A 19565-nucleotide genomic window follows, 5' to 3' on the forward strand; every position below is an offset into this window, starting at 1 on the left:
CGGGGCATGACAGACCTCAAAGGCGCGCTGATCGGCTGCGGGTTCTTCGCAGTCAACCAGATGCACGGCTGGCGTGACGCCGAAGGGGCACGCATCGTTGCCATCTGCGATCGCGACCCCGAGAGGCTGAAGGCGGTCGGCGACGCGTTCGACATTCAGCGGCGCTACACCTCCGCCGAGGACCTTTTTGCCGATGGCGGCTTCGATTTCGTCGACATCGCGACGACCGTGGGAAGCCACCGGGCGCTGGTGGAAATGGCCGCACGACACGGGGTCGCGACGATCTGTCAAAAGCCGATCGCGCCCACCATGGAGGACGCCAAGGCAATGGTCTCGGCTTGCGCGAAATCAGGCGTGGCGTTCATGGTTCACGAGAATTTCCGCTGGCAGTCGGCGATACGGGCGGTAAAGGCGGCGATCGACAGCGGCGCGATCGGCGAGGTGTTCTGGGGGCGGATAAGCTTCCGATCGGGTTACGACGTCTTCTCCGGCCAGCCCTATCTCGCCACGGGCAAGCGCTTCATTATCGAGGATCTCGGCATTCATGCGCTCGACGTCGCGCGCTACATCTTCGGAGATGCGACGGCGGTGACCGCGCGCACGTGCCGAGTCAATCCGGCGATTGCCGGCGAGGACGTCGCGACGATGCTCCTGGACCATGACGGGGGGATCACATCGATCGTCGACTGCAGCTACGCGACCAGGCTGCCGATCGAGCCCTTTCCCGAGACCCTCGTGGAGGTGGACGGGAGCAAGGGCACCTTGCGGCTAACGCAGGGCTATCACCTTGCCGTTCACGCGAAGGGGGCTACGAAGCTGACGAATGTGGAACCGCCCGTCCTTTCCTGGGCGTCGCCACCCTGGCACAACATTCAGGAGAGCGTCGCGCTGATCCAGCAGCATTGGATCGAAGCCTTGCGGGAAGGACGCGAGCCGGATACGTCCGGCCGCGACAATCTCGAGACCTTCGCCCTGGTCGAGGCCTCCTATCTGAGCGCGGCGGAAGGGCGGACCGTATCACTCGCGGAGGTTCTCGGATGACGGTCTCCCGTGCCTTTCTCCTCTTCGGCACCGACGAGAAGGAGCCGGAGGCGCGCAGGATCGAGGCGGGCCGCTTGAGCGCCGATTTCGTTAGCGGCAATCTGCGCACGATCCGCTTTGCCGGCAAGGAGGTACTCAGGGCCATCTCCTTTCTCGTCCGAGACCGGGATTGGGGTACCTGCGAGGCGGAAATCGGCGGCCTCACATTTGAGGAGGGCCGGGCAGGGACAGTCGTTCGGTACTCCGCCAGGTTCCGGTCGCCGGACGGGGCTCTTCTCGATTGCAGCGCGACCATCGACCTGAAGCCCGACCGCCTCGTCTTCGGCGCGCGCTTCACGCCGGATCGCGATTTCGAAACGGCGCGCGCCGGCTTCGCCGTCCTGCATCCGATCGTCGGTCTGGCCGGGCGGCCGGTCGAGGTGGAGCATGGAGACGGCACGGTCGAGCGGTCGGTCTTCCCGGACCTCATCGAGCCCTGGCAGCCGTTCATGGACATCGCGGCAATTACTCACGAAGTGTCGCCCGACATCAAGGCCGAGTGCCGCTTCGCCGGCGACGAGTTCGAGATGGAGGACCAGCGAAACTGGACCGACGGCTCCTACAAGACCTACGTGCGTCCGCTGGAACTGCCCTGGCCCTATCTGCTGAAGGCGGGGGAGACGGTGCACCAGAGCGTGACGCTGTCCATCCTCGCGGCTGAGGACACCGTCGAGCAGGAAGAGAGCAGGCAAGATAAAATTCGCCTTTCGCTCAGGCGCGATGCGGGAAGATTGCCCGAGATCGGCATCGGCCTGCGGCCGGACGCTGCAGCCGAAGAGCTGGACAATGCGGGGCTTGTGAAGCGCGTCGGCGCACGGCATCTCGTCTGCCATTTCGATCCGGATGCCGGTCACGGTCTGGCTGTCCTTCGGCACTTCCGAAGCGTGGCCGACGCGTCGGGCTGCGCGGTGACGCTCGAATGTTTCGTTCCATGCAAGCGACCCCTCGATGCGGAACTCGGCGAGATCGCGCAGCTTGTGCGCCAGAGCGGCCTCGACCTCGCAAGCCTGTCCGTCTCTCCCTCGGTCGACCGGCAGTCGACGCCGCCCGGGAGCGTCTGGCCGGAATGCCCGCCGCTCGAAGACATCTATGCGGCCGCTCGGAAGGCATTTCCGGGCGTGCCGCTCGGCGGCGGCATGTTCAGCTATTTCACCGAGCTCAACCGTAAGCGGGTGCCCGCCGAAGGACTTTCCTACGTCACCCACTGCACCAGCCCGATCGTCCATGCGGCCGACGACACGAGTGTGATGCAGACCTTCGAGGCGTTGCGGGATGTAACCCGGTCCGTCCGCGCGATCTATGGCGCGAAGCCCTATCGCATAGGTCCCTCCACGATTGCCATGCGCCAGAACCCCTATGGCAGCGCGACGAAGGACAATCCGTTCGGCAAGCGGATCGCCATGGCGGCGCGGGACCCCCGACATAACGCGCTCTTCGGCGCTGCCTGGACGCTTGCCTATGCCGCGACGGTTGCCGATGCGGAGCCCGAGCTATTGACGCTTTCGACGCTTACGGGACCATTCGGGCTGATCGCCGGCGCCGGTGAGCCCGTCGAAGCCGGTCGGACGAGGCCGCTGTCTCATGTCCTGACCTGGCTCGCGCAGCTGTCGGACAGCATGCGGATCGCGGTCGAAACATCCGCGCCCGAATGCGTTGCTGGCCTTGGTGCGGTGTTGAATGGAACGACCACCTTGTTGCTTGCCAATCTTACACCCGATCTGCAACGGGTGATGCTTCCCGAGGCCGGCGCGCTTAGCCTTACGCTTCTCGACGAGAGCTGGTTGCGCAATGGCGCGGAGGAACCGAAGGCGAAAGCGCACCAAAGCGACAGCCTCGACCTGTCCGCTTATGCGGCTGCCCGCATCGATATGCAGTGATTCACGTGGGTCGGATGAAGGCTTGAGCGCGAAAGCGCGAGAGCGACGACTACTGGTGACTCCTTCCACGCGCCCTCCTGTGGTATCCTCTCGGCTTGCGCTTCCTCCTGGGGGGTAAGAAAATGGAAGCTCTTGCAGCCCTGGCGCGAAACTGCATCGTCACGCTATTGTGCGGTTGCGCGCTCTTCGCACCTTCGCTTGCTGCCGAGGAGGCCGATGACGTCGCGACCGGGACGCGGCTTGCCGAATTATTGCGAGCCGCCCGAAACGTCCTTTCGAATTACCAGTCGCTCATCAATGACCCGGCAATCGGAGACAAGAAACTCGACGGCGAGCGGTTCACGGCCGAAGCGATCGCCCTTTATGGCGAGCGCACCGGCCATCCGTTGATCTCGGATGATCTCGGCGATCGCGACCGCAAGCTTCTCCAGGCGCAGGTCGAGGCGATGCGGGAAGTCGTGAATGAAGAGCAGGACGACATAAACCGCCCCGGGATCGGGTTCAAGGGTTTCGTCCCGGCCATTTTCGCGCGTCTGATGAACGAGAAATTTGCCGTCAAGGCGGGCAATGAGGCGCTGGTCCGAGTGACGGCGCCGGAGGTTCTGGTGCGCAACCGCAAGTCGCTTCCCGATGCCTGGGAGGCCCGGGTCATCAACGAGGTCTTCTCGGATCCGCAGAGGCCGAAGGGTGAACTCTATACGGAAGTGACGCAGGTGAACGGCCGCCCGGCGTTCCGGATGCTGCTGCCGGAATATTACACGGAGTCCTGTCTTTCCTGTCACGGTTCGCCGAAGGGTGAAATCGACGTCACCGGCTATCCGAAGGAAGGCGGCAAGGCCGGCGATCTGGGCGGTGCCATCAGCATCGTCTTGTTCAAATGAGCGCGCTTGGGCATGAGCTCGGGTCGACACAGGCCGCCCGGCCCGCGAAAAGGCTCGACAGCCGGATCACCGATCTGCCGATCTCTGCCCGCGTGGCCGCGCTCACCGCGGCCGGCCTGATCAGCCTTGTCCTTTCATCCCTGTTTCTCACGCAGGCGCTTTATCGCAGTGCCGAGCGCATGGCCGAAACCAGGGAGCTCTTCGATCGGGCGGCATCGGCCGCATCGGCCCATGTGGCATTCGGCGATCTCAGATATTGGCTGACCGATCTCTCCGTCAGTCTGCTGATGAACTCCCAGCGCAACGCCGACGAGGCCCGCGAACGGTTGCAGGAACAGTTGGCGGGCCTTGCAAAGCACGCGCCCGAGGCGGTGGAGGCAATTCGTACGGAAGTCGACGCCTATGTCGAAACGGCTCTGCAGGCAGCCGACAGTTACACCCAGGACAACCGCATCGTCGGCAACGCCTTGCTGGCAAAGGCGCGCACCCACAGCGGCAAGGTCGATGCGGATCTCAACAGGCTCGTGGAACAGGTAAAGGCCGAGGCGGAAGCTGCCCGCAACGAGGTCGTCGTGCAAACCGAGAAAACAGCCACAACCGCGGCCATCCTGGTGGGCGGCGTGGTGTTGATCGGTTCGCTGCTGACGCTCCTCGTCCTGCGCTCTATCGTCGGCCCGCTGCGGCGCCTCAATCGCGTCATCGGTGACCTGACGGAGGGACGTTACGACGTCGATATCCCCGAAGAGGGCGGCGACGAACTGGGAGCGATGGCAAGGACGCTTTCGCTCTTCCGGGAAAGCGCCATCGAAAAGAAAAAACTCGAAGACGAAGCGGAGCGGCAGCGGCGGACGATCGCAGCCGCGCTCGAGGTGATTTCGGATGGCTTCGTCCTCTATGACTCCGAAGACAGGATACTGGTCGCCAACAGCAAATATTGCGAAATCTTCCCGAGCCACAAGCCGAACACACTCCGCGGCAGGAGCTTCCGCGAAATCGTGGAGCAGAACCTCGAGATCGGCCAGGTGGATCTCGAAGGCAAGTCGCCGCAGGAGTGGGTCGACGAGCGCGTAAGGCTGCATCGGGACCCTGCCGGCCTCGTCGACGAGAAGCGGTTCGGCGACAAGTGGGTCCGCATCAGCAAACGCAAGATTCCGGACGGCGGAACGGTCGCCGTCTACACCGACATCACCGAGCTCAAGCAGCGGCAGGTCGAACTCGAGCGCGCGAAGAGCCACGCCGAGTCGGCAAACGAGGCCAAGAGCCAGTTCCTCGCCTCCATGAGCCACGAGTTGCGCACGCCCCTCAATGCGATCATCGGCTACAGCGAGATGCTGATAGAGGAGGCACGCGATCACGAGGATGAGGAGCTCGTTCCGGACCTCGACAAGATAGCGTCCGCGGGTCGCCATCTTCTTTCGCTCATCAACGACATTCTCGACCTGTCGAAGATCGAGGCGAACAAGATGGAGGTTTTCCTCGAGACCTTCAGCGTTGCCGACCTGCTCCGTGACGTTGCGGCGACGGTCGCGCCGTTGATGGCCAGAAACGGAAACGAGTTCACGCACGACTTCGAAGCCGATCTCGGCGAGATGCATTCCGACCAGACCAAGCTGCGCCAGAACCTTTTCAACCTGCTCAGCAATGCGGCCAAGTTCACGAATGGCGGGCGAGTGACCCTGAGGGTCCGGCGGGAGCAAAGATCGGACCGCGACTGGCTTGTGTTCCAGGTCTCCGACACCGGCATCGGCATGTCACCGGAGCAGCAGGAACGGCTTTTCAATGCCTTCACCCAGGCCGATGCCTCCACCACCCGAAACTACGGCGGCACGGGCCTGGGCTTGAGCATCACGCGCAGCTTCTGCCGCATGATCGGCGGCGTCGTTACCGTCGAAAGCGAATTCGGCAAGGGTTCCATGTTCACCATGGAGGTGCCGGCGCAGTGCGAGAGAGAGGCCGACGGACCTTCGGCCGCACCCGTACCACAGGTCGGGTCGGGCCGCACCGCACTCATCATCGACGACGAGCCCGCTGCCCGCAGTCTTATCGCAAAGGCACTGGCGGAAGCGGGCCTTGCCTCCATCGAGGCATCGAACGGACAGGAAGGATTGGCTGCCGCACGCAAGCATCGGCCAGACGCGATCATCCTCGATATCATCATGCCGCATCAGGACGGCTGGTCGGTCCTGCGCGCTCTGAAGAACGATCCCGAATTATGCACGATCCCGGTGATCCTGGCGACGATCCTGGCGGACCGCGAGCTGGGTCTTTCGCTCGGCGCGGTCGAATATCTGACGAAGCCGATCGATACCGACAAGCTGGTCCGGACGATCGAGACATTCGGGAGCGGCAAGCACGACGTTCTGGTCGTCGACGACGACCAGGCCTCCCGCGAGTTTCTCAGGCGCATTCTGGTCAAGAGAAAGTGGACCGTACACGAAGCGGGCGACGGCATCCGCGGACTGGAAATGATGAAGCGGATTCTGCCGCGTCTCGTCCTGCTCGACCTTCTGATGCCGGAAATGGATGGGTTCCAGACGCTCAGCGAAATGCAGAGGATTCCGGAGCTGCAGAACATTCCGGTGGTGGTGGTCACGTCGAAGGACCTCTCCGCAAACGAGCTGAAATGGTTGCGCGACCGCGCCGTCGCTGTCGTGAACAAAGGCGCAAACAGCCGCTCCCAGCTGGTCGCCGCCCTCGAACGTCAGATCGGAACGGGCGCTTCGGTCGGCAAAGCCCTCGCGGACGGCTGAACATATGCAGGAGGAGAGCCGCAAATGACGAGAATCCTTCTGGTGGAAGACAATGAAATGAACCGCGACATGCTTTCCCGGCGGTTGTCTCGCCGGGGCTTCGACGTGCTGATTGCTGAAAACGGAAAGGCCGGCGTCGAACTTGCCGCATCCGAAAAGCCGGACCTGATCCTCATGGATATGAGCCTGCCGGTGATGGATGGCTGGGAAGCGACACGACGGATCAAGGCCAATCCGCTGACATCCGGAATACCGGTCATCGCCCTGACGGCGCATGCAATGGCGAGCGACCGGGAGATGGCGCTTGAAGCCGGATGCGACGATTACGACAGCAAGCCGGTCGACTTGCCCCAACTCGTTCGCAAGATCGAGCGGCTGCTCGCGGTATAGGTGGGAAAATGACCACCGGCAACGACTTCCAGCACCAGGCGATCGCCGCTCACGTGGCCCAGCGATTGGCCGGCCCGGCGCGGGCAATCCTGGGCTTCCAGGAACTGCTGATCGAGCAGGCGCGGGATCTCGGTTTGATCCACATTAACAGCGATCTCGACCGGATCGGTGCTGCAGCAAGGCAACTGAACGGCTTTATAGATCGCCTTCTCGAGGGCACGGCCTGCGCTCTGGAGGAAGGAGAAGCGGAGGCGGAGGCACGGCTCCGCCACGACCTGCGCACGCCGCTCAACGCCATCATAGGCTATTCCGAAATGATCCTCGAAGAGGCAGGCGATGCGCCGGAGCATGCGCTGAAGGAAGACCTCCATGTGATACTGTCGGCGGCGGCAGAGCTCCTGAGGCAGGTCGACGCTATCGCCAGCCTTTCGCGCGGGGAAACGGTCGAGATGCTTCAACCGGGGGAACGCGCCGAAATCGACGCGGCAGGGCTCGAGCGACTTCTGTTCAAGGCGCAAGAGATTGCATGGCCGGAGCAGGGGGGCAGGATCCTCGTCGTCGACGACGTGGCCAGCAATCGTGATCTCCTGTCCCGGCGGCTGCGGCGCGAAGGTCACCGCGTGGTCACCGCCGAATCCGGACTGTCCGCGCTGGCGAAATTGGCCGAGGTCGAGTTCGACCTCATCCTGCTCGACATTCTGATGCCGGACATGAACGGCATCGAGATGCTGTCGCGATTGAAGTCCGAGGAGCGATGGAAGCACGTACCGGTCATCATGATCTCGGGCTTGAGTGATGTCACGGCGGTAGCCCGCTGCATCGAGGCCGGCGCCGACGATTATCTGACGAAGCCTTTCAATCCGATACTTCTGCGCGCGCGGATCAACTCCACGCTCGAGAAGAAGCGCTGGCTCGACCGGGAGCATCGCTACCTCCAGGAGATAAAAGCGGAAAAGCTGCGGGCGGATTCCCTCATTCGCGCGATCCTGCCCGACCAGATCGTTGCGCGGCTGCAGGATGGCGAAGAGATCATCGCCGACCGCTTCGAAGAGGTCTCCATTCTATTTGCCGACATCGTCGGCTTTTCGCCCATTGCAGCAAGATCGACTGCTTCCGATCTGGTCAGGCGCCTGGACGGAATGTTCAGGAGGTTCGATCTGCTTACGGAGCAGCACCGTGTCGAGAAGATCAAGACCATAGGAGACGCCTATATGGCCGCCTGCGGGATTCCGGAGCCTGCGCCGGATCATGCCGACCGGGTCGTGGCCCTCGGAAAGTCCATGCTTCGATCCTTGCAGGACACGGAAGCCGGGCCCGACCGTTTTCGGGTTCGGATCGGAATCCATACGGGGCCCGTCGTCGCCGGACTGATCGGGCGGCTCCGGTTCGTCTACGATGTTTGGGGAGAGACGGTGAACATAGCGAGCCGGCTCGAATCCCAGGGGGTGGCCGATTGCATACAGATCTCCGAGGCGACGAAGCGCGCGCTGCGCAGTCAATGGACGCTCGAGCGCCGTTGCGCCCTGGAGCTGCGAGGCATAGGCGCAGTCGAGAGCTACCTCGTTCGATGACGGCTCCGGTTTCCGGGGAGGTTCTTTCCGGCATCCCGGCTCTTCGCCCTGCGGGCAGCCTTTATTCCGCCCGTTTCTTCATTCTCTGTTAAGGAATACATTCCTCTGAGGAGATGGTGCTCATGGCCCTCGGCGCATCCCAACGTTTGCATGACGGTGTTGCGGCCGTGGAAACCATGACGCGTTTTGCACTTGCGGTGCTGGCGCTTGCCTCGGGCGTCTATACCTATCTCGGCGTCCGCAGCATTCTCGACGGCTCCCCGACGTCGGTCTTCTTCGCGGCGATCATCTACTCGGCCTCGGTTTCCGTCGGCATCTACGCCTTCTGGTCCTATATGGCCCGCTTCTATCCGCATGTGACCAACCATACGGGCCGAGCCGCCATGCTGGGCGTGATGGCTCTGGGTGCGGCGATGATCATCGCCATGTCGAGCTGGCTCAATGCGGCGGCGCTGGCAGGTTCCGCCGCGCTCGAACAGCATCTTGCGGAAACGGTGGAGGATTATACCGCCGACCTGGACCAGGCGCATCAGAACGCGCTTGCGGCCCAGAGCCTGCTGCCCGATATCCAGCGCGCATCCGAACGCTTCGCCCAGCTTGCCGCTTCGGAGCGGCAATCGGGAGCGCTCACCGGCACGACGGGGTCCGGAAGCGTGGTGCAGCTTCTGTCGCAAATGTCGGCGCAGATGAAGGATCTTGAAAACGGTATCAACGCCTCCCGCGAACAGGTGACGATACTCTTCAACCAGGGACAGAAGCGGCTCGAGACGATGCGGACGCTGGTTTCCGCGCCGGGTGCGGTCGCACCGCGTGCCGATCAGTTCTCCTCGGAAGTGGTGGCGCTCACAGGCGTCATAACGTCGCTCGGACAGACTTCGATCGCGCCTTCGATCCGCCGTGCCGCAGACGACCTGTCGCTCGGCTTCATCGCACCCGTGGCCGACGGCGGCGATGCCGATCTCGTCAATCGTCAGGACCGGGTGATGGAGACTGTACGAGCCTCGGTGGCAGCGCAATCCAAGGTTCTCTCCGAAGCGGCTGACGAAATATTGGCGCGTGCGCCGGTGGCGGAGCGGCGTTTCGTTCCGCTTTCATCCGCTGAGGCGGTGCTGCGCTATGCGACCGATTTCATTCCCGCCTGGGCGGGCGCCATTTCCATCGACCTGCTGCCGGGGGTGCTGGTCTTCATTCTGGCCGCGGTTCACAGCGCCATCCGCAAGCAGGAGGAGAAACTGCCCTTTGCCGAGCGCATCACGGCGGCCGAGCTCCTGCAGGCCTTGGAAGTGCAGCGCGCCGTGACGGCGAATGGCGGGCAACTCGGCGATATAGTCGCTCAGGCGGAAGCGGAGGAGCCGAACAACATCACCAGCCTCGACCCGAGGACGCGTGCAAAGGATCGGTCGCATGAGGATCGATGAAGCGATCAAGGCGCTGGTCCGGATCGACGACGGTGTGCTGATGCGCGGCGCCTTCTTCGCGATGCTGGCGGCCGCGGGGGTCTTCCTGCTGATCGACTTGCGCGAAATCTCCGCAAGGAATGCCGGACTGCCCGGTTTCGATCCGATGCTCGAGGATCGGCCGGTCCTGCCTCCGGCATTGACCGAGGCTGCGCCCAACGGCCCGCCAGTCCAACCGGGAAGCTCCGACGAAGTGCTGCGCCAGCCGATGAGGTTCGATCTCCGATCCGGCGGTGTCCTGCTCGCCGAGGGCACGATCGACCTCGGCGCCGGTTCGCGCTTCGCCGAGGAGATCGAAGCGCGCGGCGAATATGTAAGGACCGTGGCCCTCAACTCGCCCGGTGGTTCGGTGGACGATGCGCTCGCGATGTCGAACCTGATCCGCGAGAAGAAGCTCGATACCAAGGTGGCATCGAAGGCGCTCTGCGCGTCATCCTGCCCGATCGTTTTTGCCGGGGGTGTCGCGCGTGTGGCGGAAAAGGACGCACTGATCGGCGTGCATCAGGTTTTCAGCGGCGGCGGGGAACGGCCGACACCGGCCCAAGCCATGTCTTTCGCACAATCCACCACGGCCAGAGTCGCCCGCCATCTCGATACGATGGGAGTAGGCCCCGGCCTCTGGATCAACGCTCTCGAAACACCGCCGGACCGGCTCTATTACCTGACTGAAAAGGAGATGGTTGATTTTCACCTGACCACGGAGCCGGTCGCGACAGCCAAGACGAAGGGTTAGGTGCAGCGGTTTCGGGCGGAGATGTGTAATATTTAGAGGCGTTTCACTTCTTCATTGAAACACTGAAAGCCTCACGTCTCGTACATCTCAGTCACCCTCATCGGGTATGTTGAGCAGATGACCGCAGGCCTTGCAGTGGACGGCGTCGGTGTCGTGCCTCTGCAAGCCGCATTGAGGGCAGGGGAAACTGACCTTGTAGGGCCTGACAACGGCCTGGGCGAGCCTTACGAACAGCGATATGCCGACGATCATCGTGATGACCGAGGTGAGCTTGCCGAGCGTGCCCGGCAGGGTGATGTCCCCGAAGCCCGTCGTGGTGATCGTAGCCACCGTGAAATAGAGTGCATCGACGAAACCTTCGCCGCCTTCCCGGTGATAGAAGAACGTCGTGTAAACGAAGCCGGTGACGACGAAGAGGAACACGAGAAAGTTCAGGCAGGCACGGAAGACATCCTGCAGATGCGACCATCCGGCGCGGCGAAGACCTTCGAGCAGGAGCGGACTCTTGCCGATCGCCCAGATGCGCATCACCCTGAGGAAGGCGAAGTTGAACAGCAGGTCGGGGAAGAGAAGCGTGCCGAGAATGACCACATCGATCCAGGTCATCGGCCGCCGGAGGAAACGCTCGATCGAAGGCGCGGCCAACGCTCTCGCGATGAGCTCGCAACCGATCCATGCGGCGATGATGTAGTCGATGATGAGATAGGACGGACCCGCTCTCAGATAGGGGCCGAGGATGAAAAAGGCGAGGATGCTGAGGTCGATGATGGCAAGCAGCGCCTGCCAGCGCAACGCCCACGGGTCCCGCCCGCGTTCCAATCTCTGAAGCGCCAGCCTTGTCGAATTTAACTTCGAATGCGCCCGCAGCTGGTCAGTCATATCCATGGAGCTGAAATAGGGGACGCCGAATCCCGGGTCAAGGAGCATGCCTTGGCTGTTCAGGAACGTGGCGAGCTCAAAGTTGCAGCCGTGCCGTTCAGGAAGCAATCCCAATTCAGCATGGGCGCGAGTGTCAGACGCCCGCAAGCTTCCTCAGGTCGTCGACTGCGCCGGGCGCGGCGGCAAGGACGATCGAGCCGCGCGTCAAACTCTCTCCCTCAGTGGGGAAGGGCAGGTGCCAGCCGCCCGCTTCCTGGACGAGACAGTAGCCGGCGAGACAATCCCAAGCGTGCATATAGGGCTCGTAATAGCCCACTAGGCGGCCGGCGGCGACATAGGCAAGCATGAGTGCGCCGGAACCGTTGCGCATGAAGGTGCCGCCGGCCTCCAGCAGGTTTTCCACCATCTGTCCGACGAAGGCCGGCTTGACATAGTTGTTGGCGCCGAGCCCGGTCACGTGGTTGCGGATGGTGCGCGAACCATCGAGCGTGAGCGCCTTGCCGTTGAGACGCGCGCCGAGGCCGAGTGCCGCCGCGTAGAGTTCACCGTGGCATGGTGCGGCGATGACCCCCACCACCGGTATGCCGGCATGAACGAGGGCGATGGAGACGCACCAGTTGGGCATGCCGTTGACGAAAGGGCTCGTGCCATCGATCGGATCGACCGCCCATGTGAAGCCTGAGCGGCCGGGAACGAGACCATATTCCTCGCCGAGCACGCCGTCGTCCGGGTACGCTTCCGCGATCCGATCGCGGATGAGATTTTCGACTTCGCGATCGGCAATGGAAACCAGGTCCTGCGGGTCGCGCTTCGTTTCGATGATCAGCGTTTCGCGGCGCGCGAAAAAATCGAGCGCCATTGCGCCCGCCTCGCGCCCGATGGTTTCGGCCAATGCCAGGCGGGCTTCGAGCCCGGGGACGACGTGAGATGTCATTAGGGAATCCTTGGTTGCAAATTGCCGGGGCTAACCGTTGATGAGGGCAATGCCGCGCTCCTTGAAGGCGATTGCCACATTCGTTTGGGGCGCAAGTGCCCGCTCCACCGCCGGGTCGACCACGAAGAGCGTCCCGGCTGCCGTCTTGACCTCGTACTCCACGTGATCGCCGAGATAGGCCGTATGGGTGATCTCGCCTGAAAAACTGCCGGCTGCGGACGGCTTCAGCGTGATCGCGTTCGGGCGCACCGCAAGCTTCGCCGGTCCGGGGCGCATTCCGCGGCCCCTCACGCGATGCGTCAGCCGTTCCACACGGATCGTGGCCTCGTGACCGTCGACGTCGATCACGTCGCAGGCAACGACATTGGCTTCGCCCATGAAGTCGGCGATGAAGGCGGAGGCCGGCGTTTCGTAGAGTTCGCGCGGGGGACCCTCCTGGGCTATGCTCCCGTCCTTCATCACGATGATGCGGTCGGAGACGGCAAGGGCTTCGTCCTGATCGTGCGTGACATAGACCGCGGTGAAACCGAGCCGCTGCTGCAGTTCACGGATTTCGGTCCGGACGCGGCGCCTCAGCCTTGCATCGAGATTTGACAGCGGCTCGTCGAGGAGAAGAACCTGGGGCTCCAGCACCAGTGCACGGGCGACCGCGACGCGCTGCTGCTGCCCGCCGGAGAGCTCGGCCGGCAGGCGCTGGCCCATGCCGGGCAGGCCGACCAGGGCCAGTCCTTCCTCGGCTCTTTCGCGCGCTTCCTTGCGCTTCATGCCTGACGACTCCAGGCCGTAGGCCACGTTGTCGAGGGCGTTCATGTGTGGGAAGAGAGCATAGGACTGGAAGACCATCGAGACGTCGCGCTCATTTGCGGGCAGCATCGTCACGTCCTTGCCGCCGATCAGGATGCGGCCGGATGTCGGATGTTCGAGGCCGGCCAGCATCCGAAGCGTCGTCGTCTTGCCGCAGCCGGAGGGTCCGAGCAAGGTGACGAGCGTGCCTGGTTCGATGGTCAGCGACAGGTCGGGAATGGCGGTGAAGGCACCGAACTTCTTGCATATGTTCCGGAAGACGACGGAACCGGGAGCCACGACGGTCATGCGGTTTTCTCCTGGGGAAGGGGAGCGGGCGCGCGGGCAACGGCCTGGACGCGGTTTTCGCGCCGAAGCCTGCGTTCGCCGACGACAAGCTGGAAGCCGGCGATGACCGATATCATCACCACGATCAGCATGGAGGAATAGGCGATCGCCACGCCGTATTCGCCGTTTTCGACCAGCCCGACGATATAGGCCGTCGCCATGTTGTACTCGGCGCTGACCAGGAAGATGACGGCGCTGATCGAAGTGATCGCGCGCACGAAGGAATAGACGAGGGCGGCCGTGATCGCCGGCCGCAAAAGCGGCAGAATGATCTTGCGGATGGTGCGGAAGCTATCGGCCCGGAGCGTCAGAGATGCCTCGTCGAGGCTTCGGTCGAGCTGGCTCATCGCCGCCACCCCGCCGCGCACGCCGACGGGCATGTTGCGGAAGACGAAACAGGCAACGAGGATCAGAGCGCTGCCGGTCATTTCGAGCGGCGGCAGGTTGAAGGCCATGATGTAGCTGATGCCGATGACCGTCCCCGGAATGGCGAAGCTCATCATCAGGGCGAACTCGAAGAGTTCGCGGCCGGCGAACCTCTGGCGCACGATCAGATAGGCGGTCAGGAGCCCGACGGCTGCCGTGAGCGGTGCCGATATCAGGGCAATCTCCATCGTCGTCCAGAAGGAGTTCCAGGCAACGCCCGTCCAGGCGATGCCGCCGTCGCGGAACTCGACGGAGAATGCCTTTACGTAGTGGGTGAGCGTCAGCGAGTTGTCCAGCCCCCAGGTCTTCACGAAGCCGCCGACGAGGATCATGCCGTAAACGACGAGCGTGAAGAGCGCCCAGGGGATGACCAGGGCATGGACCGCGATTGAAACCGTGCGCGGCAGGGCGGCGTGGCTGCCGCTGTCGCCCTTTCCGGTAACCGTCGCGAAGCTCTTTCCCGAAAGCCAGAAGCGCTGCGCCAAAAAGGCCGTCAGCGTGAAACACAGGAGAATGATGGCGAGCACGGCGGCGCGGGAGGGATCGTTCTGCGAGCCGACGACGGCGAAGAAAATTTCCGTCGAAAGAACGCCATGGCTGCCGCCCAGCACCAGCGGATTTCCGAAATCGGCCATGCTTTCGATGAAGCCGATGAGGAATGCATTGGCAAGCCCCGGCTTCATCAGCGGCAGCGAGATGCGCCAGAAAGTGCGCCAGCGGTCCGCCCTCAGCGTCTGCGACGCCTCCTCCATTGACGGGCTGACGCCTTCGACGACTCCGATCAGCACAAGGAAGGAGATGGGCGTAAAGGACAGGACCTGCGCAATCCAGATGCCGGTGAGGCCATAGAGCCAGCGGCCGGGCTCGACGCCGATCAGCGTGGACAGGGCTTCGGTGATGACGCCGGAACGACCGAAGAGCAGGGTGAGCGCGAGGCCGACCACGAAGGGCGGCGTGATGATCGGCAGCACCGTCAACAGCCGGAGGCTCCGTTTGTAACGGAAGCCGGTACGGGTCGCGACGAGGGCGAAGGCAAGGCCGAGGATGGTCGAGCCGCCCGCGGTCATCACCGCCAGCCAGAAAGTCCGCCAGGCGATCCCGCAGCGCCCGCCGCCGACGACACAGTCGAGACTCCAGATCGACGGATCCATTATATTGCGGGTGAAGCCTTCCGGATTGAAGGAGCCGTCGAAATCCTGGAAGGCGCCGACCAGCATGCTCCCGACAGGATAGAAGACGAAGACGGCGACGAGAAAGACAAGCATCGAGATGGCCGAGACGACGAAGGCGTCGCCCTTCATCACGCCGCGTTCGGCCAGCCCGAAGGCGAAAAGGAGGACGAAGACGAGCGCCGCGAGCACCGCTCCCGCGCCCATTGAGGGCTGGCCGTCCGCAAGCGCGCCGAACAGCGCTTCGCTAATCGTCCAGTTCCAGCCGGAAAAGCCGATGGCGAGGCCCTGAAGGGCCAGAACGGCGATGCCGCCTGCGCCCGTCCAGGCAAGGAAGCTTCCTCGCCGCGCGGGATCGTGGATGAGGCGAGCAGCGGCGGCGACCATCATGGCCAGCGCCGGAAGTATCAGCCACCATTTACCGAAGGAAGCGATCTGAAGGAGACCCGGCGCTGCGGCCGGTTCTTCCGGAAAGGCGGAAAGCCAGCCGAAGCCGAAGAAACCGCCGTCGATCCTGTACCAGGGAAGGAGGACGAAGGCGGCAAGCCCGAGAGCCAGCGCGATATCCAGTCTGCGGTTGTGGGTTTTCATGGATGGGCTGTCCGTGCCGCCGTGTCACGATGAGTTGTTCCGAATACAAGCGAGATCGCTGCCGCTAGAAAAGAACGCGATGCGAGCGGAACAGCTCATCTGGCCGAGATTGCCGGAGTCGAGCCGACGGTTTCCCGACGGCTCGACTCCGTTTGAAAGGCGCGTTGCGCGATCAGTTCGCGGCTGCGCCGATCTCCCGGTCCCAGCGCTCCAGGAGCTCTTTGCGTTTGGCCGGATCGCCGTAGGTCTTGAAGTCGTAATCGATCAGCTTGATGTCCTCGAACTTCGGCGCCTCTTCCGGCACCTTGGCCGTCTTGTTGGAAGGAAGCTGGAACGATTTCGCCTCCTTCATACTGGACTGCACGTCGGCGGAGAGCGCCCAGTCATACCACTTTTTGGCGCTCTCGAGGTTCTTTGCACCCTTGATGATCGACATCGAGCCGATTTCGTAGCCGGTGCCTTCGCAGGGCGCCACGGACTTCACAGGGAAGCCTTCCACCGTCTGCGCCACCGCATCGTGCATGAACACGATGCCGATTGCGGTTTCCCCCCGCGCCGCGGCCTTCACCGGTGCGGACCCGGACTTCGTGTATTGCGACACGTTTGCGTTCAGCTTCTTCAGATAGTCGAAAGCCTCGTCCTCGCCCATGATCTGAACGAGCGTTGCGAGCGCGGTATAGGCGGTGCCGGAAGAATTGGGGTTGGCAATCTGGACTTCACCCTTGAAGGACGGATCGAGCAGGTCCGCCCAGCACTTCGGCTCCTTCAGGTTCTTCTGCTTGAAGATCTCTGTGTTGTAGCCCCAGCCGAGCGCGCCGGCATAGACGCCGACCGTGCGGTAGCCGGCACTCTCGGCCTGCTTGACGGCCCATTCGTGCAATTCGCCAAGCATCGGCGACTTGTATTCGAGCGTCAGTCCTTCGGAGGCGGCCTGCAGATGCGGGTCGCCGGTGCCCGCCCACCAGATGTCCGTCTTGGGGTTGCGCGCCTCGGCCCGGATCTTCGCGTAGGTTTCGCCGGAAGACAGGCGAACCATGTTGACGGAGATGCCGGTCTTCTTTTCGAAGGCGCCCTTCATCTGCTCGCAGATCACCACGTCGGCCGAACAGATCAGATTGAGATTTCCGTCGGCCTGCGCGGAAAAGGCAAAGAACGTCGCACCCGCGGCGAGCGCTGCCGCGGCCAGTTTAACCAAACCCATCGGTTTCCTCCCAGATTGTGCCGGCGCCTCCGTGCCGGACGCCTTTTGCAAGCGCGTGCAAATGCTGCACGAGGATACAGGGAGTGTCAATAAATTTGTTCGATATTGCGCAATATGACGGCGTTGCACGCAATTGCAAAATAGTGCAATTCTGCGTGCAGGAGCGAGGAGAGGTCGTGAATGCCGCCGAAGCCGTTTGTCAGCGCCCAGGAAGTCGCAGAGCGGGCGGGCGTCTCACGCTCAGCCGTCTCCCGTACCTTTACACCCGGCGCCAGCGTCTCGCCCGAAACCCGGCGAAGGGTTGTGGAGGCGGCGGAAGCGCTCGGCTACCACGTCAACCATCTCGCGCGCGGACTGATGCGCAACGAGAGTGGCATCGTCTGCCTTATCGTATCCGAGATGAGCACGCCCTACCGCGCCAACCTGATCCGGGCGATGACGCAGCAATTGCAGAACGCCGGCAAGGTCGCCATGCTGATCAACACGGACCGCTCGGACGGCAGTGTGGATCTCGCGTTGCGGCAGGCAATCCGGTACCGTGCAGATGCATCGATCATCCTGTCCGGAATGCCCGACCGGTCGATTACCCAGCTCTGCCTCAAGAACGGCCAGCGCCTCGTCCTCATCAACCGCGACGACGACCAGCAGGGCCCTCTTCGTATCAATCTCGATGACGCGGAGGCGGCGGGGCGGGTCGTCACCGCTTTCGTGCGCGCCGGTTGCCGGCGTCTTGCCTTCGCGAATTCGCAAGCCGGCACCCCGAGCCTGATGGCGCGCGAACACGGCTTCGTGGCGGCGGCAAAAGCAGCGGGCCTCCCGGTTCTGGTCGAGCGTCACGGGCCGACAAATTACGAAAGCGGCCGCGTTCTGGCGCAGCGGCTGCTGACACTCGGCGAGCGTCCCGATGCGGTCTTCTGTGCCACGGATCTCCTTGCATGCGGCTTCATGGATGCCGCGCGCCACCAGTTCCGTGTCTCTATCCCCGATCAGCTCTGTGTCGCGGGTTTCGACGACATTGAACAGGCCGCCTGGTCCTCCTATGACCTGACCACTTTCGCGCAACCCGTGGACAGGATAGCCCAGGAGGCGGTTGCTTGGCTCGTCAACGAGAGGCAGGAGCCGGTCGACCAATCGGTTCGCTTCCGGCCTGACCTCATTTGGCGCTCATCCGTCCGGGGAGGGTAACTCCGGTTCGACTCGGAGCAGATGGTATTCACGAGCCGATTTAATGCGAATACCCCCAATTTGTTACTGGTTATAGTAATACGTTTGTGTAATATCCCACTTGCACCGACACATCTTCTTGCATCGCTATGGCTTGTAATGGGCTGTGCTGGAGACCGTATTGCCGTGTCCGTGCTCTCTTATTGAGCTGGTGGGAAATGAATGGGGCCCTGGCCGATAGCGGTCAGGGCCTTCCGCTCGGGTAAGCCCTGATTCCGCCAGGACGTCGAGCTTCGAACCCATCCGGATTGCCGGCGTGCTGTGCCCCAGCCCCCGGCGAGGCCAGTCGCTGAAGCGCCAGGCCTCTGACCGTCTTCCCCCGTCCGAGACGGCTGACGAAGGACTAGCACGCATAATGCTTCGGCTCCACTGACCCATCAGGGCTATCGCCGGTGAATATCGGGGATATCCGGAGCACTTCCAGGAAAAGTGCGCAGCGGTTTTCCGTCCGGAAGTATCGGCTTCAAGGAGCTAGACGGAAGCTTCCAGAAATGCGCGCGAAAAGCCCGGTTCCGTTACTTCGATCGTCCCTTCGGGGATCTTCAGCAGCCGTTCGACAGCCATCCCGTAGGTGCGCATCCAGCCATCCAGCGTCCGCGCCGCGCCGTCCAGGTCGCCGGCTTCGGTCTGCTGCAGGGCCTGATGCATCGTTTTGGCGACGCCAAGCCGCAAATACAACAGCATCGGCGCGAGGGCTTCAGGATCGGGTGCGTCGAGGCTCCCCTCCTTGTGACCGCGCCTCAGAAGTTCGGTTAGAAAGGGGAGTGTCACAGCGCTGACCGCTACGTCGATGCGATGATAGAGAACGATGTTCTCCGGCTTGAAAAGTGCGTTGAATGTATTCTTCAATTGCGGCGCCATGTCCACTTTCAGGCGCCGCGAGCCCGCGAAAAGGGCATTCAGCTGGCCGACGGCGTCGAGGGAGGGATCCTCGAATACCGTTTGCAGTTCCTTCAGGCTTTGGCGTGCCATGCGCGCGGCGACCGCCTCCAGCAGTGCCTCCTTCGAAACGAAGTAGTGATAGAACGCCCCTTTGGAAACATTCGCTTCCCGGATCACGTCGTTAACGGTTGTGTTTTCGTATCCCTGCTCGAAGAACAGGCGTTCAGCGCAACCGATGATCTCATTCGTTCTGACGTCAGGCGATTTCTTGATTCGTGGCATAGACTTGTCCTGAACCGGAGAAGAACGTTCTACACGTGTTGGCAGGATGCGCGAAGTCCTGTGTGCGATTATAGACCGACGGTCGGTCTAATGCTATCCTGACAGTC

Annotated in this window: 15 protein-coding genes; 9 read left to right on the forward strand and 6 right to left on the reverse strand. The window is 62.7% G+C overall.

From position 1 onward, the window contains the following. Positions 1 to 6: 6 nt before the first annotated feature. The 8 genes from BHD07_RS22715 (at position 7) to BHD07_RS22750 (ending at position 10739) form a co-directional block, all read left to right on the forward strand. Positions 7 to 1041 carry a Gfo/Idh/MocA family protein gene (locus BHD07_RS22715; RefSeq protein ID WP_338283173.1) on the forward strand — a complete coding sequence of 345 codons (1035 nt, stop codon included), beginning with the start codon at positions 7 to 9 and terminating at the stop codon, positions 1039 to 1041. Continuing rightward, complete coding sequence (gene apnL / locus BHD07_RS22720) at positions 1038 to 2957, forward strand: D-apionate lactonase (RefSeq protein WP_338283174.1); 1920 nt, start codon at positions 1038 to 1040, stop codon at positions 2955 to 2957. The genes BHD07_RS22715 and apnL overlap by 4 nt, the downstream gene beginning before the upstream one ends. Positions 2958 to 3079: 122 nt before the next feature. Beyond that, the gene (locus BHD07_RS22725; RefSeq protein WP_338283175.1) at positions 3080 to 3838 is read left to right on the forward strand and encodes a Tll0287-like domain-containing protein; all 759 of its coding nucleotides are present in this window, start codon (positions 3080 to 3082) and stop codon (positions 3836 to 3838) included. Continuing rightward, complete coding sequence (locus tag BHD07_RS22730; protein WP_338283176.1) at positions 3835 to 6588, forward strand: response regulator; 2754 nt, start codon at positions 3835 to 3837, stop codon at positions 6586 to 6588. The genes BHD07_RS22725 and BHD07_RS22730 overlap by 4 nt, the downstream gene beginning before the upstream one ends. A 24-nt stretch (positions 6589 to 6612) precedes the next feature. Continuing rightward, positions 6613 to 6978: a response regulator gene (locus BHD07_RS22735; protein WP_100672407.1), complete on the forward strand. Its 366-nt coding sequence runs from the start codon at positions 6613 to 6615 to the stop codon at positions 6976 to 6978. An 8-nt stretch (positions 6979 to 6986) separates the two neighbouring features. After that, positions 6987 to 8549: an adenylate/guanylate cyclase domain-containing protein gene (locus BHD07_RS22740; protein ID WP_338283177.1), complete on the forward strand. Its 1563-nt coding sequence runs from the start codon at positions 6987 to 6989 to the stop codon at positions 8547 to 8549. A gap of 122 nt (positions 8550 to 8671) precedes the next feature. After that, positions 8672 to 9967: a hypothetical protein gene (locus BHD07_RS22745; protein WP_033046208.1), complete on the forward strand. Its 1296-nt coding sequence runs from the start codon at positions 8672 to 8674 to the stop codon at positions 9965 to 9967. Next, positions 9954 to 10739, forward strand: coding sequence for a hypothetical protein (locus tag BHD07_RS22750; RefSeq protein WP_338283178.1), 786 nt, complete (start codon positions 9954 to 9956; stop codon positions 10737 to 10739). Before BHD07_RS22745 ends, BHD07_RS22750 begins: the two co-directional genes overlap by 14 nt. An 87-nt stretch (positions 10740 to 10826) precedes the next feature. Here BHD07_RS22750 and BHD07_RS22755 read toward each other — a convergent pair whose 3' ends face one another. The 5 genes from BHD07_RS22755 to BHD07_RS22775 form a co-directional block, all read right to left on the reverse strand. After that, positions 10827 to 11624: a potassium channel family protein gene (locus BHD07_RS22755; RefSeq protein WP_102762907.1), complete on the reverse strand. Its 798-nt coding sequence runs from the start codon at positions 11622 to 11624 to the stop codon at positions 10827 to 10829. Between the two features lie 127 nt (positions 11625 to 11751). After that, the gene (locus BHD07_RS22760; protein ID WP_018097887.1) at positions 11752 to 12552 is read right to left on the reverse strand and encodes an inositol monophosphatase family protein; all 801 of its coding nucleotides are present in this window, start codon (positions 12550 to 12552) and stop codon (positions 11752 to 11754) included. A gap of 30 nt (positions 12553 to 12582) precedes the next feature. Next, positions 12583 to 13644 carry an ABC transporter ATP-binding protein gene (locus BHD07_RS22765; protein ID WP_338283179.1) on the reverse strand — a complete coding sequence of 354 codons (1062 nt, stop codon included), beginning with the start codon at positions 13642 to 13644 and terminating at the stop codon, positions 12583 to 12585. After that, positions 13641 to 15869 (reverse strand): ABC transporter permease, encoded by a 2229-nt coding sequence (locus BHD07_RS22770; RefSeq protein WP_338283180.1) that lies wholly within the window; start codon positions 15867 to 15869, stop codon positions 13641 to 13643. Before BHD07_RS22770 ends, BHD07_RS22765 begins: the two co-directional genes overlap by 4 nt. A 172-nt stretch (positions 15870 to 16041) precedes the next feature. Continuing rightward, a complete protein-coding gene (locus BHD07_RS22775) occupies positions 16042 to 17070 on the reverse strand; it encodes an ABC transporter substrate-binding protein (RefSeq protein WP_338283181.1) in 1029 nt (342 codons plus the stop codon). A 180-nt stretch (positions 17071 to 17250) separates the two neighbouring features. Here BHD07_RS22775 and BHD07_RS22780 point away from each other — a divergent pair, with 180 nt between their 5' ends. Continuing rightward, the gene (locus BHD07_RS22780; protein ID WP_324764191.1) at positions 17251 to 18255 is read left to right on the forward strand and encodes a LacI family DNA-binding transcriptional regulator; all 1005 of its coding nucleotides are present in this window, start codon (positions 17251 to 17253) and stop codon (positions 18253 to 18255) included. A gap of 510 nt (positions 18256 to 18765) precedes the next feature. On the opposite strand, the gene BHD07_RS22785 is transcribed toward BHD07_RS22780, so the two are convergent. Then, on the reverse strand, positions 18766 to 19458 hold the full coding sequence (locus BHD07_RS22785) for a TetR/AcrR family transcriptional regulator (protein ID WP_338283182.1): 693 nt from the start codon (positions 19456 to 19458) through the stop codon (positions 18766 to 18768). Positions 19459 to 19565 lie beyond the last annotated feature (107 nt).

This window comes from Sinorhizobium sp. KGO-5, assembly GCF_036245905.1.
In the GTDB taxonomy this organism is placed as follows: Bacteria; Pseudomonadota; Alphaproteobacteria; order Rhizobiales; family Rhizobiaceae; genus Sinorhizobium; species Sinorhizobium meliloti_A.